Genomic DNA, 16,766 nt, shown 5'->3' on the forward strand with positions numbered 1-16,766 from the left:
CGAGCATCGCCCCGGCGATGTAAATAGTCCGGCTGCAGAGAAACCTGGACACCGCTGACACATTGCCTCCCGAACCGACGGTTGGCATTTGTACGCGCATGCTCCGCACCCTACCGTGTGCTGGGTTGCGTGCGCCGACCACCCGTTCCGAGGAGCGCGTTGTACCCGGCGCAACGCGCCCCGTGTCGTACCCACCTTTTTGATCCGTACCCCTGGCGATGGAGCCTCTTTCTGTTGACCGACTCACCTCAACACGCATCCCGACGGTTCACGGCGAGTTCACGCTGTCGTTGTACGAGAATAGCCAGGACGACAAGGACCACCTCGCCCTAATCCATGGGGACATCCAGGGAGAGGAGGAGGTGCTCGTGCGCGTGCACTCGGAATGCTTTACAGGCGACGTCATCGGATCGCTGCGGTGTGACTGCGGAGAGCAACTGGAGTCGTCTCTTCGCCACATCGCCGAGGAAGGCTGCGGCGTCCTGCTCTATCTTCGGCAGGAAGGTCGAGGCATCGGCCTCCTGAACAAACTCCGCGCATACGACCTTCAGGACAAGGGCTACGACACCGTGGAGGCCAACCTGATGCTCGGACACGGCGCCGACGAACGCGATTACAGTATCGCCGCGCACATGCTCGCCGATCTCGGCGTCCGGTCCATTCGCCTTCTGACGAATAACCCGGAGAAAATCGAAAGCCTGGAGCAACTGGGTCTATCCGTCACGGAACGCGTACCGCTTCACCCACACCTGAATCGACACAACTCCGAATATCTGCAGACCAAGGCGGACCGGATGCGTCATCTCCTGGAGATCGGTTCGTTGAAGAACGGCTCGCGCGCGAATCCCCACGCTGGCGACGTGCAGGCCCTTGAAGTCCGGGCGCGCGAGCACATGGAGAAGACCGGTCGCCCGTTCGTCACGCTGACCTACGCACAGAGCCTGGACGGGTCAATCTCCGCGACGGGGCGCGAACCGCTGCAGATCAGCGGACCCGAGACCATGGAACTGACCCATGCGCTACGAGCCGCGCATGACGCGATTCTCGTTGGGATCAACACGGTGCTCGCCGACGACCCGCAGCTGACGGTCCGTCACGCGGACGGCGAACATCCGCGACCCGTCGTACTGGATACGACGCTTCGATGCCCACCCGATGCCCGGCTCCTTACGGAATCGGGACCGGCACCGATCATCGCAACGAGCCCGGACGCGGACGCTGCGAGTCAGGCGGCGCTCGAAAAAGCCGGAGCAACGGTTCTGCGCCTGGACTGTGAGGAGACCGGCGGGATTTGCCTCGACGCTCTGCTCAGGGCGCTCGACGAACACGAGCTGCACAGCCTCATGGTCGAAGGCGGAGGTGAGGTCATTACCAGCTTCCTACGGCGGCGTCTTGTCGACCACCTGATCATCACGATCGCCCCCATGCTCGTCGGCGGCGTTCACGCTCTTAGCGGGCTCGCGACGCCGTCGCCCGAGACGGCATCCGGCGACGGACAGCCGTCGGACACACCCACGGAGTTCCCGCGCATCGAGAACATCCAGTATCGATGGGTCGGCACAGACCTCGTGCTTGAAGGTCGCCCGGTCTGGCCGAACCCGTCCTGATGCTGCGCGTCGCTCCCAACCCGTTCCTGCGTGTCGATGCCTGCCGTTTCCTCCCGAGACATTCTCCTGTTCGGCGGCGACCAGTCCGTTCATATCCATACCGAACCGCTCAGCCCGCCGTCTGCGGGGCAGGTGCAAGTTGCGACGAGGGTATCCGCGATCAGCGCTGGTACGGAGCGCCTGGTTTACACGGGCCATCTCCCGCACGAGCTCGCTGCAGATGCGTCAATCGACCAGCTCCAACCGGGCGGGGAGGACGACAACCCGTATCCAATGCCGTATGGCTATGCCTGCGCCGGTACGGTCATCGCTACGGGCGCCGATGTATCCGCGACATGGCTCGGACGCCGCGTCTTCGCGTTTCATCCGCACGCCACCCATTTCAATGCAGCGCCGCAGGATCTCATCGAAATAGCGGACAGCCTGACGCTGGAGGCCGCCGTGCTCTACCCGAACATGGAAACGGCTACCGGCCTCGTGATGGACGGTGCACCGATCGTCGGCGAGCGGGTTGCCGTCTTCGGACTCGGCGTCGTCGGCCTTCTCACGTTTCGCCTCTTGCTCACGCACCCCCTCGAGCGCGTCATAGGAATTGACCCGGACCCCACACGCCGCGATACCGCCAGGGCGCTGGTCAACCGCTCGGAAGCGGCACAGGCCGTGGTTGCCGCCCCGGACGACGTCGAACGCGTAGAGACAGCCGCTGCCGTGTCTGATCGGGACGATCCCACGAAGGATCTACGGGGAGGCGTGGACCTCGCGTACGAAGTCAGCGGCCACCCGGACACGCTCAATGCTGCCCTCGCGCTCTGCGGTTACGGCGGACGCATCGTTATCGGCTCCTGGTACGGGACCAAAACGGCGCCTGTGGAACTTGGACGCCGATTTCACCGGTCCCACGCGACAATTCGTTCCAGCCAGGTCAGCACGATCGGTCCGGAGCACCGGCCTCGTTGGACGAAAGCGCGCCGGACATCGGTCGTCCTAAACCTTCTCGGCGATCTTCAGCCTGACGCCCTTGGGGTAGAAACCCGGCCGTTTCGCGCGGCTCGGCAAACATACAGGGCCCTTGCCGATGGCAGCGACGAGGCGGTGCAGATTCTGCATTCATATTCCCATTCGACATCGTCATAAGTCCCTATATCTGATATGTATGAGCTGATGGTTCGACGTGACTTTATGGCACAGCATTATTTGACTGTCCCCGATGCCGGACCCGAAAACGAATGGCACTCACACCACTTCACGATCGAGGTCGAACTTCAGGGGGAAAAGCTAAACAAGTACGGGTATCTCGTCGATATTGATGATGTAAAGCGCAGTCTTGATAACATTGAAAATCGCTATCGAGATGCGACACTGAACGACCTTAAAGAATTCGAAGGTAGAAATCCGAGTGTTGAGCATTTCGCCCGCTTCTGCTGCCAGAACGTTCTGGATCACATCGACGGTGGCACGATCGACCGCGTGACGCTCCGCATCTGGGAAGACGATGACGCGTGGGCGTCGTACACAACCGAACCGTAGGCCGTCGGGCAAACGGACGAGCACGGATATCCACTCACATTCCTCGACTTGCATCGCAGCGCTCCGTGACCTTTTCGTATCCGCGATACCTCGAAGCCAAACGAAGCGTCGACGAACGAGCACGCCACCCGAAGGTATGGACAACGTTTCTCGAAGCAGCGGCCGAGATTGCGCTTGCGAACCCAGGCCGTCCGCTGCGAGTGCTCGAGATTGGCGCAGGCGTCGGGGACCTGGCTATCAAGATTCTCAACGAACTCGACGCCGAGTCCGTCAACTACACCGTCCTCGACGTGAACGCGGATAATCTCGATCGCGCCAGAGAACGTATCGCTTCGTCACTCGACATGGAGGCATCAGAGGACGATGCCTTCGTCTCGACAAGCAGGCGAAACCATCGCGTTCGATTCGTAGAAGACGATCTCACATCCTTCGCAAGACATGATCGCGAGGAGCCGGATACAGGGACGTATCACGTCATCGTAGGACAAGCAATCATTGACATTCTTCCGACATACATCTCTTTGCGAATCGCTCACGGTCTGCTACGGTCCGGTGGGCTTGCATATCTGCCGATCCATGTCGACGGACTCACTGAGTTCGAACCGACAGAGATGTATGACATGGATAAACGAGTCATGAATGTATACCATGATACCATGACACGGACCTACTCGGTGGATGCGAGGTGGGGGCCAGATCCGTCGGGTGCCGATAGAAGTGATGCCGCCCGCATCGACGGTGCTCCCACCGTTTGCGACGCTATAGCCGTGCAGTCCGACGGCGCGCGTTGCGGTCGGGACCTGCTCATTGACGCACCTGGCGCGGGGTTCGATGTCGTGGATGCGGGCAGCTCCGACTGGCTAGTGCGACCGGATTCGAAAACCGGTGGGTACGTCGAGGAGGAAGACTACTTTCTAGCCTGCATGCTTCATTTCGTGGAGGAAGCTCTGACCGATGCCGCCTCCATCGACAGGTCGCAACTTGAGGACTGGCTGGCCCGTCGACGCCGCCAGCTTGATGACGCCACGTTGATGCTACTGGTTCACAACCTGGACGTCTTGCTTCGGCGGCGCTGACCCTGAAGAATGCAAACCGGGACAGAGTGCGTGATACGTGTGATGCTTTGCCGTCACAAACCGAGATCCTCGGTCGGATTGTCGTTGAAGAGTCGTCCTTCGCGAATATACTCGCGGACCATTTTCTCCGATTTATGTCCGGTGTGGCGCATAATGATGCGTTCAGGGGTACCGGAACGGGCAGCCTGCGTCGTGAATCCGGCTCGCAACGAGTGCCCGCTGTAGGCGTCGGCGTCTAAGCCAGCCCGACCGGCGGCACGTTTTACGATTAGCGCGACGCTACGGCCGGTCAGGGCAGATTCTGCGACATTACCGTGTCGGTCGACGCCCCGAAAAATCGGCCCCGCGTCGATTCCGGCGGCATTCAGCCAACTCCGCAGGCTTCGCACCGGGCACGTGGTGGGCTTCGAACCGTACCGGAGGCCCTTGACGTGGCCGCGACCTTCCTGATCAGATTTGCTCTGGCGCACGACGAGTCGTAGTCCATCGGCGTTGAAGCCGACGTCCGACACGTGCAGCCCGACAAGTTCACTTCGGCGGAGTGCGCCGGCAAAACCGACCAGGAGAAGCGCCCGATCCCGCTTTGCCGCGAGGGTTAGGCGGTCCGTCTCCGGCGACCGGGGTAGCGACTCGACCATCAGCCGGATGTCATCCGTAAGCGCCGGGGCAACTTTATCACGCGCTCGCGTCTTCGATCGGGCGACACCGGCCCAGACGGATCGAAGCGGCTCCTGCGATGTGAGGGCGGGACTTTCAAGACCCTGCGTCTTATGCGCCTGGGAGATGGCGGTTAGTTTGCGCTCGAGCGTGGACAACTTGTATCGGTCGGCGACGTCCGTCAGGTATAGGATGACGGTACGGTCGTCCGCTGGAAGCGGATCGAGGTCGTGATCGCGACACCAGCCGCGAAAAAGCGTCCAGTCGGCTCGATAGGCGCGTTTCGTGTTCTCAGCGCGTGACTTTCGTGCGAACGCATCGGCACGTTCGGCGACGTCGAACAGCCGGGCCATCCGGGTTTCCGGATCTACGGGCTGTAGGCGCTGTTCGGCGGACGAATCGTTCGTAGCGTGATCGGGGTCGGCGGGCATCAGCAGGTGTGGTGGGACAACAAAAGTCGTTGGTTCAACCCGCGCAGCAGGGTCCGATGGGCTGACCAATCGCGGGATAGGCTACACGCGCAACACCGTTACGGTTCGTGCGGAGCGTCCGACGCGAGCGTCCTACATGTCAGACCCAAGCGTCGGCGTTGCCGGCCTCGAATACGCCGGCGTCGATCTACGGGTCTGCGTGAGCTGTGGGTCGACCGGTGGAGCCGGGCCTCGGACCCGAACCAGAGGACGTCCGGAAGCTACAGTCCGCGCGGCGGACAAACGGCGGGATATTCGTCGGATAATCCTGACTTCCTATAATTATCCATTATCGGAAGTCAGGTTTCAGGCGCTGACAGGCATTTCCCGCACCGGACCTCGAACGGGCCTCATGCGCTGTCATCTGTTTTTGTCGCTCACGGATCTTCGCTCGTTCCTCCATTGCACGCTCACGTGATTTCTAACAGTCGACAACCAACCATGCCGCGTCTCCGTTGCGAAGGCTTTGGCGAAACACATCCGCACCGGCACATGCGCATCGCTAACATACGGGCTACATACGGGCTACATACGGGCCCTACGCACCGGTCACGGTCTGCTCCGAACCACGCGATCCCCGTCGTTACAGTTTCCCGCCCAAGCCTGACGCTGATGATCGCCCCGTGCCAATCTGTACGTAGTCCGCGGCACTATCGCGAAGACGTTCCTCTTGGCGCGCGGCATACGGCACCGTCGCAGCGTATCGACCGTGCGCACGCACCTGGTCGCCCGTCGCGCCTGAATCAAGCGCCAGCTGTAGACCGGTCTTCCGCAAACGATCCGGCGTCACGTCCTCCAGGTCCGCAGCCTCGCCAGCGTCTCGTACGATCCGGTAGATCGCGTCCCCCGTGAGTGACGCGCCCCGGTTCCGGTTGCTGTACGAACGAAACAGCATCCCGGACCGAATTCCCACGTCCATTCTCACGGCCTCGACGTGTCTATATACGTGATCGGGAACTTTTGCACGGCCTGAGAGGGTCTCCGAGAGGCCGGATCCGGTGGCTTCGGGCCTATTGTCTCCGGGAACCGCATTCGAGCGTCGGTCCGGAGGGCGAATATCCAGGACCCGGTATCGTCCGACGAGCCGAAAGTCGTCCACGCGTACACGGACGACCTCGCTTCGACGAAGCGCACAATGAAGGATCAGCATCAGAATTGCCCGATCTCGCCGCCCGGTGGCGCTTGTTGTGTCGATGGACGCAACGATGCGTTCCGTTTCCTCACGCGAAATCGGCCCGGACGCCGATGCCGATGTTGACCGGCGCGGCATTGGCGTTCGAACGCGCCCGTCACGGGCTGGATTGGACTCAACGACTCCCTTTATCGACAGCCAGTCGAAGAATTGCCGCAAAGCCGACAGCCGCCGTTGAAGTGTGGCTTTCGAGAGGCCGCTGGATTCGCCACGCTTCACGAACGCGTCCACATCTGTAGCATCGACGCCCGCCGCCAGGTCGACCGAGATCTCGGGACGTCCGAAGAAGGCCTGGAGGTCCCGTAGGTAGGCGCGCTGCGTGTGCGGCGATTCCTTCTGCTCTACGAACCCGGCGATCAGGGCATCGGCATCCATGCGACCGATTTGATCAATTTTATTCATGATAATGATAATTACCGTATTTTACGATTCCAAACGTTCAGGTTCCGTATCTACATGGATCTCTCATGGGAGCGGTCGAACCGCGTGAAAGAAAACTGCCGGAGCCCTCATCCGAGAGCCCCGGCAGTACCGCCACTTTTCCGCAGGTGGTCGGAAAGGTGCGCCCATCCCGCGATCGATGTCGCCACGCCATTCATCCGGCCTCGGTAGCCTGAACGTCGGCTTCGTAACGGAAGGTGGCCGCAATCGCGCGCCCTCCCGGCATATTCTCCGGTTGTAGCGCGTACACGGTCGCTCCGTTCAGGTAGGCGTGCACTGCCGCATAGTCAAGTAGGTCCTCATCCCCTGGACGGCGCTCTTCCCGGAGCTGGACGGTGTTCGACTGCGGGTCGAAATTGCCCCATCGATACGTGCCGATCGGGACGAACAGCGTATCTACTCGGCTGAATGCGCAGGCTGGGATGATTTCGTGGAACGCGTCCGACGCCAGTCCGCCGTCCTGGTAAAAGAGCTGGTCGAACTGCTCGAGCGCATCGTCCTGCTCCTGCATGAACACGGGTTCGACGATGTCCCATGCCTTCTCGTGGAGCTGAGTCTCGTTGTGCGGCTCGGGATTTCCGCGAACGATGTCGTCCTCAATCAGGTGCGGGTACCTGTTCACTTCTGTGTAGAGCGGGAGATACTCCGCGACCCCCGCGAGCAGAAGGGGTGCGTTCTCTTCCGCGAGCCGGTCCATCACGCCGTCGTCCACCTTGTGAAAGAAGCGCTTGAGCTCTTCGGCCGGCGCACGAGAGCCGTCGTCGGCGTCTCCTCCCTGTCCGTGATAGGTAAGGTTGGTCCCACCGGTGCCGTTCTGAGACGAACTGGTATGGTACTGCAAGGACTTTTCCGGATCCTCGTACTGCTCGATCGCCTCGACGATATCGGCGGGAATCGTATCGCTCGACACCTCGCTTACACCGTGATGCGTGCCCTGGAAGAGGCGCACGTCATTCTGGCTGAGCGTGAGCAGATAAAAGCGGTTGTTGGTTGCAATAATCGGGAATAGCGGCTTCAGGTGGAACCGCGTCCCGACGATGGCGACCTCATCGAAAGCAAGCGGGAGCCGGTAGAATTCGGTCGATTCCGGGGTGATAAATGCGGCGAGGCCGTCGCTAACGCTGCGCCAGAAAGCGGTATCGTCGAACCGCCGCTTGACGCTGGCAAGAAGGTCTTCGATCTCGTCTTCCGATCGCCCGGCATCTCGCAACTGATCGCGGGCATCGCGCACCAGGTTTTTGAGCCGTGTGGGATTCTGTGCCCACCCGGATTCATGCTTCAAGGTGGGCATATAGATCGAGATGCAGACATCGTTCTGTTGCTGTGCCAGCTGGCGCAGCTGTTCGCGATTGAAGAGATCCATATCAGCAGCTGTGATTTGTGTTCAGTGCCGGCGGGTGCCGCAGGTCGCGGGCGCCGCCGTGCGAACGAGGGCGTACCGGACGCGCCGATGCTTCAGGGGAACGCGTCGTCGTACATCATCACGTTATCATAATACTCAAAATCAAGTGGGAAAGGTGACGGATTGAAGGTGCCGAGGTTACTGCCGGGTCGTTCCCGCCGCCGTCCAGCCAATGCGCCTGTGACGCAAACGGCCGCAGTCGCGAACGCTGTACTTGGATTACTCGCGACCGACCGGCTCGAGTACGGCTCGAACCGGTGCGGCATCCGCCCCTTCAATTTTCATAGGGAGCGCCAGGAGTCGGTAGCGACCGGGAGACACATCCGAAAGGTGAAGGCCCTCAAGGTTTACCATGCCCGCCTCGGCCATCGCGTGGTGTGCGTCGAGGGCTGTGCTCTCAAGCGGGTCGATGGATGGGGCATCCGTACCGATCAGGACGACATCTCGATCCTTCATCACCCGAATGGCTTCCGGGTGGATCGCCGTTATCGTATCCGGCCATGCCGTCGTGCTGACGTCCGATGCCGGGGTTCGAAAGAGGATGCGCCGGGCGGCGACGGCTTCGACGTCAACGGGGGTTACGCACGCGCCGGTCACATGGACAACATCAACCGGGCCAACAAACGGCCGCAGCGGCACGTCGTCGATGGATGCACCGTCGTCGAGAAAATGCAGCGGCGCATCTGCATGGGTGCCGGCGTGCACGCTTGTGCGGATGGCACCGAGGTTCACCGTGCTGCCCTGCTCGCGTCGGGCGGTCCACATCCATTCAACCGGCTGGTCGCCGGGCCAGACGGCCGTTGAAGGCGATAGCGTACGGGTGATATCGATGAGCGTCATGAAGGACGGGGCGTCTCAGAAACCGGGACAGCCGCAACGGGGGCGCAGAGCGACGTGCGTTCTTACGTGCGCTCTCGCTGCGGTAAAACGGGAGACGGCGTTGGGACATCGCGCACCGGCGACCGGTCCCCGCTAAATGACGGCGGCGGAGGCTGAGGCTCCCAGTGAGGCCCGCCGGACGAGCCACCGGACGAGCCGGAATCATTGCTCCAGATCAAGTGCCACAGAAGCGTGCACAGGATAACGGGGCCAAATGCCACAAAGAAGCTGAGGACCTGGTATATCCAGTTCATAATCGTGTCGTAGATCGTACGTCGGCAGGTCGGGACACGTGCGCACACCGCGGGAGCGCTTCCTTCATATTCCATTAACAAATGCCCACGGCATCGGTTTCGGGCGTGAGGGGGTTTCTCGTGAGGCGGCCGTGCATCGAGGAGAAGGTGTGTCGCACAGCGCGCGCCCGTTGTATTAGGGTGCAGTAGATCGCAGCGTACCGGCCGGCTACCCGGCACGATGGGTCTGCAGTCAGACCGTGCGCCTTCGATCATACGCCAGTACCGCGTACACCGGAGCCTTGCGCTTTTTCGGCCGCCAACGCACCCGTGTCCGTCCGTTGCGACCGGTTATTACGAGAAGGTTTCCCGACTCGTTGGCAATCTCAAGCGCGATTCGTACAGATCGTTCCCCGTCGCATGTAACTTGGGCGTGTACCATCCTCTGATGGGCTCGACGCCGGATCGGATGAAGGCGGTCGTCCGTTCCGGCCGACGCGGCGTTACTCCCTTCTTTCTGTCACCTCCCCCCTCTTTCGCCTGTGGACTACGATGTCATCACGGTTGGAGCCGGTCACAACAGCCTTATCACCAGTGCGTATCTTGCCCAGGCAGGGTATCGCGTCGGTGTCTTCGAACGACGCGACATCGTCGGCGGGGCTGTCTCGACAAAGGAGATTGTACCGGGATATCAATTCGATCTCGGGGGGAGCGCCCACATTCTCATCCGCTTAACGCCCATCGTCGAGGAGCTTGAACTCAACCGTTTCGGCCTCGAGTACATCGACCTCGATCCGCTCTTCTTCGCTCCCTTTCCCGACGGGGATGCCGTCTTCATGTACCGGGATGTGGACCGGACGGCCAATCATCTCGAAGACAAGTTTCCCGGCCAGGGGGAAGCGTATCGCCGGTTTATCGACGACTGGTCCGGTTTTGCGCAAACGATGCGTGAGATGTTCTTGACCACGCCCAATCCCTTGAATCTCGGCAAGAAGATGTTTCTCGGGGCTTCGTCTCGCCTCAAGTGGTCGACGGAGTTGCGTCACATCCTTCGCCCATACGGTCACGTGGTTCGGGAATACTTTGACGAAGAAAAAATCCGTGCGATGTTGTCGTGGATGGCGGCCCAGTCGGGTCCCCCGCCGTCGGAGCCCCTCACCGGGCCCTTCGTTCTCTGGCATCCGCTATACCACGAGGGCGGTGTCGCTCGCCCGCGTGGCGGGTCCGGGATGCTCACCCAGGCGCTCAGGAAACATATCGAAGCCCACGGCGGCGAGGTGCATACCGACGCGGAGGTATCAGACATTCTCGTGCGCGACGGGCGAGCACAGGGCATTCGCGTGAACGGACAGGTGTACACCGGTCGTGCGGTGTGCTCCGGCACCCATATCCTTGAGGTCCTTGACCGCCTCCTCCCTCCCGCGTATCGGCCGGAATCCGCGGACGGACTGCGCGTCGGTAATGGGTTTGGGATCATGCTGCGCCTTGCCCTTGACGCTCCGGTCGAATACACCGCCCACCCGGGGAAGGACGCTCGGATGGGTCTTCAACTTCTTTGCCGGAGTACAGACCAGATCTATAACGCGTACGGAGAATACCTCGGCGGTCGGCCGGCCACCGATCCGCCTATTGTGGCCATGACCTTTAGCGCAGCCGATGATACGCTGGCGCCCGACGGCGGGGAAGTCCTCTGGCTCTGGGGACAGTACTTCCCCTACGAACTCTCGGGCGGCGACACCTGGGACGATATCAAGGGGAAGGTCGCCAATCGACTGATCGACACCTTCGAGACCTATGCGCCCGGCACCCGCGAGAAGATCGTCGGCCGCCTGTTTCAGCACCCGGAGTGGCTGGAATCACGGCTAGGGTTGCGTCGAGGCAACGTGATGCACCTGGAGATGAGCCTCGACCAGATGTTCGCAGCCCGCCCGGCACTCGGCATGTCGGAGTATCGAAGCCATCTCGATGGATTGTACTTGACGGGCGCGAGCACGCACCCCGGCGGTGGCATCATGGGCGCGTCAGGACGCAACGCCGCCGGCGTTCTGCTCCGAGATCTGGACCGTCGCCGCGTCTAAAGGCTGCGCGGGCGTCACCACTGGATTCCGCCGGCTTCGACCCCAGGACATAGACCCGTGCACCGCTCGTCACAACATCGTATGTTCTACGCGAACTACGCCGGGAATGAAATGAATTCAGTCGAGTACACCGCTTGACGCATCATCTCCGATCCCTCATTCGCATCTTAAAGGCGTCGCCCGTATGACGTACCTCATGTTCCACTTCGTCTTTACGCTCCCAGCGATTCTGCTGCTGGCTGTGACCGTCCCGCGTCCACTTGCGGGAATCGGGGACGTGCGTGCCCGGTGGGCGATCCCGATCCTGTGCGCGATCGCGTTTTCCTATACGACGCCGTGGGACAATTTCCTGGTTGCGAACAGCGTGTGGTGGTATGGGCCGGACCGCGTCATCGCTACAATCGGGTACGTGCCGGTTGAAGAGTACATGTTCTTTATTCTGCAGCCGATACTGACGGGCCTTTTTCTCTACCATGTGCTCGTCCGATGGCCGCAGCCCGACCGCCCCAGCGGTCTCGCGCCACACGGCGTAGGATGTCTCTTCTGGATGGCTGTCGCCGGCGTCTCCTTTTACTTCCTGTTAGAAGGGCCGGATGACGCGTTTTACCTGAGTCTCATCCTCGCGTGGGCCGGCCCAGTCCTCGCCGGTATGTGGCTGTATGATGGTCACACCTTGTGGCAGAAGCGACGCACCATGCTCCTGGCCGTCGGAATACCTACGGTGTATCTCTGGATCGCGGATGCAATTGCTATCTACAGCGGGATCTGGACCATTTCTAGCGACTACACCCTCGGATTGAACGTCTGGACGCTGCCCCTCGAAGAGGCGACCTTCTTCCTCGTTACGAATTTGCTCGTGGTAAAAGGCGTGCTCCTCTTTCTTTTCGGCGATCATCAACCCGTGCAGCAGGTGGAGCGGACGCTGGACGAAACACCGGAAATGGCGGGCAGCTAGACAGTCATCGCTCGACGCCCGCTGCAGCATCACCTCTTGCATCTCTCTACCCCGCCGATGTACATCGACTACATCATTCTCGGCGTTATCAGCCTGGCAGTGCTCATCTGGGCGTATTCACGCCTTCCGGAAGACGACGACAACGATTCGGACGGCGGACAGGTTGTGCCCGTGGAGCCAACCGACGGTGATCCCGAGCCCCCACGATCCGCACCGCCATCCGGCGACGGCGCTCCGCACGATCCGCGAGAGAGCCAACCGGACCCGCAGGTAAATCCGTCGGAAACCGCAGCGGCGTAGTCCAAGCGCCCGAAATCCGTTTGGCTCCCAGCATCGCCCGCCGCAGCCCGACGATTTCTTGAACATGACGGGCGGTTATGGTCGATACCCGCCTTACGGTATCCGCCCAGTTTCGCCCTCATCCCCCAGCGAACCTTCGCTTCTGCTCGGTTCGTCGGCGTTATCATCGGTACAAATGAAACGGTCGCGTTGGAAGGGTGGGTGGTGAGCAACGATCGTGTCTCTCGCGGATCCCCCTGACAGACGGTCGATTTTACCCAACTGTGTCCTGCGGCGGCACGATGACGTGATAGCTTGTAATGTTCTAATTACATCGTTCCTTCACGGAGCGAAATGTTGAGCTTTTCCACGTCGGCGTTTCCATATTGGAAGCGGTATCAGTCGCAGCCGGTACTACGACATCACGTATCGGCAGCGATGCCCCTAGTTCGCGTCGCGAGTAGGCGTTCTTTCCCTTCGACCTCCCGGGTCTGCACCCTCAGACTCGTCGCGTCAATGGAGGCTCGGTGGCCCAATCCCCGCACACCCGTACGTAGTGACTGACCCTCGGGTCGATCACGTGGTTTCCGGGAACGGCGCTATACCGATCTTGGCGCTGGATGTCGATCATGGCGAATCGCCTGCGAAGATGATTCAGACTCTTTCCGCTACTCACCCAACAGCATCTTAGTCCACTATGTCTCTTGCAATGTTTCTCGAACTGCCGGACCTTTCGGCATTTCAGTTCAACCTGGTCTACAACATGTTCTCGTTCACGATCGCGACGATGTTTGCCGCGTTCGTGTTCTTCGTGCTGGCGCAGAAAAACCTCGCGCCGAAATACCGCGTCTCGATGATGGTGTCGGCCCTGGTGGTGCTCATCGCCGGCTACCACTATTTCCGCATCTTCGGCAGCTGGGATATGGCCTATGCACTGGAGGGAGGACAGTACGTCTTCCAGGAAGACAAGCCATTCAATGACGCGTATCGGTATGTGGACTGGCTGCTGACGGTGCCGCTGCTCGTCGTTGAACTTGTTCTCGTCCTCGGTCTACCGAAAGGCGAGAGCGGGTCGCTCATGGCGCGTCTCGGTTTCGCCGCGGCGCTCATGATTATTCTCGGCTACCCTGGCGAAGTCAGCGCCAACACGGGTCTCTTTGAGACGCGCGGCCTCTGGGGCTTCCTTAGCTCGGTACCGTTTGTCTACATCCTCTACATCCTCTTCACCGAGCTGTCGAGTACGATTCAGCGACAGTCCGGACGGGTGGCGAAGCTTCTTTCGAATGCTCGCCTCCTGCTTCTCTTTACATGGGGTTTCTATCCGATTGCGTACATGATTCCCATGTTCGTGGAAGGATACCCTGGAGAAGCTGCCGGCGCAGTCACAACCCTGCAGGTCAGCTACACCATTGCTGACGTGGCCGCCAAGGCGGGCTACGGCGTTCTGATCTACGCGATCGCGAAAGCCAAGTCCGAAGAGGAAGGCTATGTCGTCGACGAAATGGTCAAGCCGGCAAGCGCAGAAGCGTAAGCGCGAACCGCTGCATGACGTCTCACCCAACCGGGTGAGCAAAAGCCCACCGTCCTATCACGGGCGGTGGGCTTTTTATATGTCCATGCGAACGGATCGGGCTTCCGGTACTCCGGCGAGGCGCTCTCAGAGGTTCTGAACACCGGTTTCCTGGCGATTGCTTGCACGCGGGACATGCCGCCTTCACGCTGACGGCACTGCCCCCCTCCGTACATAGCCGGCTCTCGCCCAGGACATCAGCGGACGCGCCGGTCGGTAGAAGAATGCGAAGCGCACGGAGGCGTCTGCACCTGGGGCGCCTTGCTACCGGGACGCGCCAGGAGGATATTCGCTCCTCTCCTCCTCGGAGGCTCCAGTCCGACCCTGGACCGCCTACGGACAAGGCGCTCGTGCGCCTCAAGACCTGCCTGAACACCCTGTCGGCCGCCATCTGCGTGCTCGTGTTAGCAGGACATATCCGACGCTCCTCGAAGCAGTGACTCTATCCCTGGCCGCACGGACGAACGGAGCGGCTCATCCGTCGCGCCCCTCGAGAGCTTCGGCGAGCGAGACCGGGTCGGCTGACCGATCTGTCGACACCGACGGGTCGCGCCGGGACGACGGCTCGGATGTTGTCTCAGGCTCGAGGGCCGGTCCTTGTTCAAGCCGGTCCGGCCTCGGCGGGTCATAGGTGAAGTCAAGGTTTCTTGTACCGAGAATCGTGATGAGCGGGATGGCAAAGAAAACCGTCGCCAGGTAACCCAGCGCGTAGGCCCGATTCTTGACGGCGAGATCTCCCAATCGTTCAGCAAGGCGGATCGGAATCTGACGCAGCCGCCGGATCGGGAGAAAGAGCGCGATGCCGTACAGGTTGAAGAAGAGGTGGGCCAGCGCGACCTTCACCGCGGCAACCCCCCGGAGCGCCTCCGCACTCCCGGGCTCCCCGGCTGAGGCTAAGACGAGTGCCGCAACGATCGCGGTCATCGTCGTCCCAACGTTGGCGCCGAGCACGAACGGATAAATCTGCGAGACGGTAAGAATTCCTGCGCCGACCAGCGGCACCGTCAGCGACGTTGTAATGCTCGAGCTCTGCACCAGAAAGGTGAGTGCAACACCGAACAACAGAGAGATGGCCGGCTGTCCGAAGATATACTTGTGGAGAAACTGCTCCGACCGGCCGAGGACGAGGCCTTTCAGAAGTGTGACAAGAAAGCGCAGCGACAGAAAGAGCAGCGCCAGTCCGACAATCAGTACAATGATCCCGTTTTCACCCGCCATCTGAATCACGAATGTCGCGATCGGCTCCGTAATCTCTTTGACAGGACTCAGCAGCTGCGTCCCGCCCACCGTCGCGAGCGAATCGGTAAGGTAGGCCGCCGGCGTGGAAACGAACTTGAAGATCAACTCGAGCGGAAACAGCGTGGCAACGGCCAGAAAGTTAAAGAAGTCATGGACCGTCGCTCCTGCCATGGCCCGACGAAACTCTTCTTTCCTCGTCACCGACCCGAGCGAGACGATCGTGTTCGTCACGCTCGTCCCGATATTCGCCCCCATGATAATCGGAATCGCACCGGCGATATCGAGCCCCCCCGCCGCCACCAGCGACACCGTGAGCGTCGTCGTCGTTGAAGACGACTGCACGAGACTGGTCGCAAGAATCCCGATGAAGAGCCCGACGAACGGGTTTGACGTCATGCGGAGGAGACTCTCCGCCAACCCGCTCCCCATCAACTTGAAGGAGTCCCCCATCAACTCGAGACTCGTAAAGAACATGACGAGGACGCCGACGAGAAAGACGACCTGAAGGACCGTGTTCGTCGAGGCGACCTTGGATTCCTGCGATGTCGTCATAAATGGAGTGACGAAGACAGAGGGAACGACCGAGCGTCAGCGAGTATAGTTCGTCCGCCGAGCCTTTCCGATCCGCGCGTGCGGGATCGGTGGGACAATTTGTAAACCTAAAGCAGATGGTCTCCGCCCGGATCATCCTAATGTTATGAAAACATGCGTTCCGCATGAGGAGCACGATCCCCCCGTTCTCACCATCGTCGGGCCCACCGCGGTTGGTAAAACCGCGCTGAGCTTGAGCGTAGCCGAACAACTGGATGCGGAGATTATCTCGGCCGACAGCCGCCAGGTGTACAGCGAGCTTACCATCGGAACGGCGAAGCCGTCGGAGGAAGAGCAGTCTCGCGTCCCGCATCACTTCATCGGTGAACGGTCGGTCGAGGGGCCACCGTTCTCTGCCGGCGCATTCGCGGACGCGGCAAATGCCCGAATCCGAGACATCCGTTCCCGCGGGAAGCAGGCCATCGTGGTCGGTGGGTCGACCCTCTACGTACACGCGCTACAGGAAGGGCTCGCGGACATCCCGGACGTGCCACAACACGTGCGCGACCGGCTGGAAGGGCGTCTCGAAGAGGAAGGGCCAGAGGCACTGTACGACGAACTGTGTGCAGT

General features: G+C 60.8%; 15 protein-coding genes. 9 read left to right on the forward strand and 6 right to left on the reverse strand.

Features of this window, described 5'->3' with window-relative positions; genetic code table 11:
• The first annotated feature begins 218 nt into the window (after positions 1-218).
• From ribA to ACFCU0_RS02335, 4 genes are all read left to right on the forward strand, one after another.
• Positions 219-1,607 carry a GTP cyclohydrolase II gene (ribA, locus tag ACFCU0_RS02320; protein WP_434972048.1) on the forward strand — a complete coding sequence of 463 codons (1,389 nt, stop codon included), beginning with the start codon at positions 219-221 and terminating at the stop codon, positions 1,605-1,607.
• Between the two features lie 36 nt (positions 1,608-1,643).
• Positions 1,644-2,741, forward strand: a complete 1,098-nt coding sequence (locus ACFCU0_RS02325) for a zinc-dependent alcohol dehydrogenase (protein WP_434972049.1) — start codon at positions 1,644-1,646, stop codon at positions 2,739-2,741.
• A 15-nt stretch (positions 2,742-2,756) separates the two neighbouring features.
• A complete protein-coding gene (locus ACFCU0_RS02330; RefSeq protein ID WP_434972050.1) occupies positions 2,757-3,134 on the forward strand; it encodes a 6-pyruvoyl trahydropterin synthase family protein in 378 nt (125 codons plus the stop codon).
• A 65-nt stretch (positions 3,135-3,199) separates the two neighbouring features.
• On the forward strand, positions 3,200-4,210 hold the full coding sequence (locus ACFCU0_RS02335; protein WP_434972051.1) for a class I SAM-dependent methyltransferase: 1,011 nt from the start codon (positions 3,200-3,202) through the stop codon (positions 4,208-4,210).
• A gap of 53 nt (positions 4,211-4,263) precedes the next feature.
• On the opposite strand, the gene ACFCU0_RS02340 is transcribed toward ACFCU0_RS02335, so the two are convergent.
• From ACFCU0_RS02340 to ACFCU0_RS02360, 5 genes are all read right to left on the reverse strand, one after another.
• Positions 4,264-5,298, reverse strand: a complete 1,035-nt coding sequence (locus tag ACFCU0_RS02340) for a site-specific integrase (protein ID WP_434972052.1) — start codon at positions 5,296-5,298, stop codon at positions 4,264-4,266.
• Between the two features lie 622 nt (positions 5,299-5,920).
• Positions 5,921-6,931: a site-specific integrase gene (locus tag ACFCU0_RS02345; protein WP_434972053.1), complete on the reverse strand. Its 1,011-nt coding sequence runs from the start codon at positions 6,929-6,931 to the stop codon at positions 5,921-5,923.
• A 193-nt stretch (positions 6,932-7,124) separates the two neighbouring features.
• Positions 7,125-8,333 carry a hypothetical protein gene (locus tag ACFCU0_RS02350; RefSeq protein WP_434972054.1) on the reverse strand — a complete coding sequence of 403 codons (1,209 nt, stop codon included), beginning with the start codon at positions 8,331-8,333 and terminating at the stop codon, positions 7,125-7,127.
• Positions 8,334-8,591: 258 nt separating this feature from the next.
• Positions 8,592-9,212 carry a cyclase family protein gene (locus tag ACFCU0_RS02355; protein WP_434972055.1) on the reverse strand — a complete coding sequence of 207 codons (621 nt, stop codon included), beginning with the start codon at positions 9,210-9,212 and terminating at the stop codon, positions 8,592-8,594.
• Positions 9,213-9,274: 62 nt separating this feature from the next.
• Complete coding sequence (locus ACFCU0_RS02360; RefSeq protein WP_434972056.1) at positions 9,275-9,505, reverse strand: hypothetical protein; 231 nt, start codon at positions 9,503-9,505, stop codon at positions 9,275-9,277.
• A gap of 521 nt (positions 9,506-10,026) precedes the next feature.
• Here ACFCU0_RS02360 and ACFCU0_RS02365 point away from each other — a divergent pair.
• From ACFCU0_RS02365 to ACFCU0_RS02380, 4 genes are all read left to right on the forward strand, one after another.
• Positions 10,027-11,562, forward strand: coding sequence for a phytoene desaturase family protein (locus ACFCU0_RS02365; RefSeq protein ID WP_434972057.1), 1,536 nt, complete (start codon positions 10,027-10,029; stop codon positions 11,560-11,562).
• 184 nt (positions 11,563-11,746) lie between these two features.
• Complete coding sequence (locus tag ACFCU0_RS02370; protein WP_434972058.1) at positions 11,747-12,517, forward strand: lycopene cyclase domain-containing protein; 771 nt, start codon at positions 11,747-11,749, stop codon at positions 12,515-12,517.
• A 57-nt stretch (positions 12,518-12,574) separates the two neighbouring features.
• The gene (locus ACFCU0_RS02375) at positions 12,575-12,817 is read left to right on the forward strand and encodes a hypothetical protein (RefSeq protein ID WP_434972059.1); all 243 of its coding nucleotides are present in this window, start codon (positions 12,575-12,577) and stop codon (positions 12,815-12,817) included.
• A gap of 676 nt (positions 12,818-13,493) precedes the next feature.
• On the forward strand, positions 13,494-14,327 hold the full coding sequence (locus tag ACFCU0_RS02380) for a bacteriorhodopsin (RefSeq protein WP_434972060.1): 834 nt from the start codon (positions 13,494-13,496) through the stop codon (positions 14,325-14,327).
• Positions 14,328-14,840: 513 nt separating this feature from the next.
• On the opposite strand, the gene ACFCU0_RS02385 is transcribed toward ACFCU0_RS02380, so the two are convergent.
• Positions 14,841-16,157 (reverse strand): Na/Pi symporter, encoded by a 1,317-nt coding sequence (locus tag ACFCU0_RS02385; protein ID WP_434972061.1) that lies wholly within the window; start codon positions 16,155-16,157, stop codon positions 14,841-14,843.
• A gap of 145 nt (positions 16,158-16,302) precedes the next feature.
• On the opposite strand from ACFCU0_RS02385, the gene ACFCU0_RS02390 reads away from it, so the two are divergent.
• Positions 16,303-16,766 (forward strand): tRNA (adenosine(37)-N6)-dimethylallyltransferase (locus ACFCU0_RS02390; protein WP_434972062.1); only part of this gene is annotated, 464 nt, incomplete at its 3' end.

This window comes from Longibacter sp., assembly GCF_051155795.1.
GTDB lineage: Bacteria > Bacteroidota > Rhodothermia > Rhodothermales > Salinibacteraceae > Longibacter.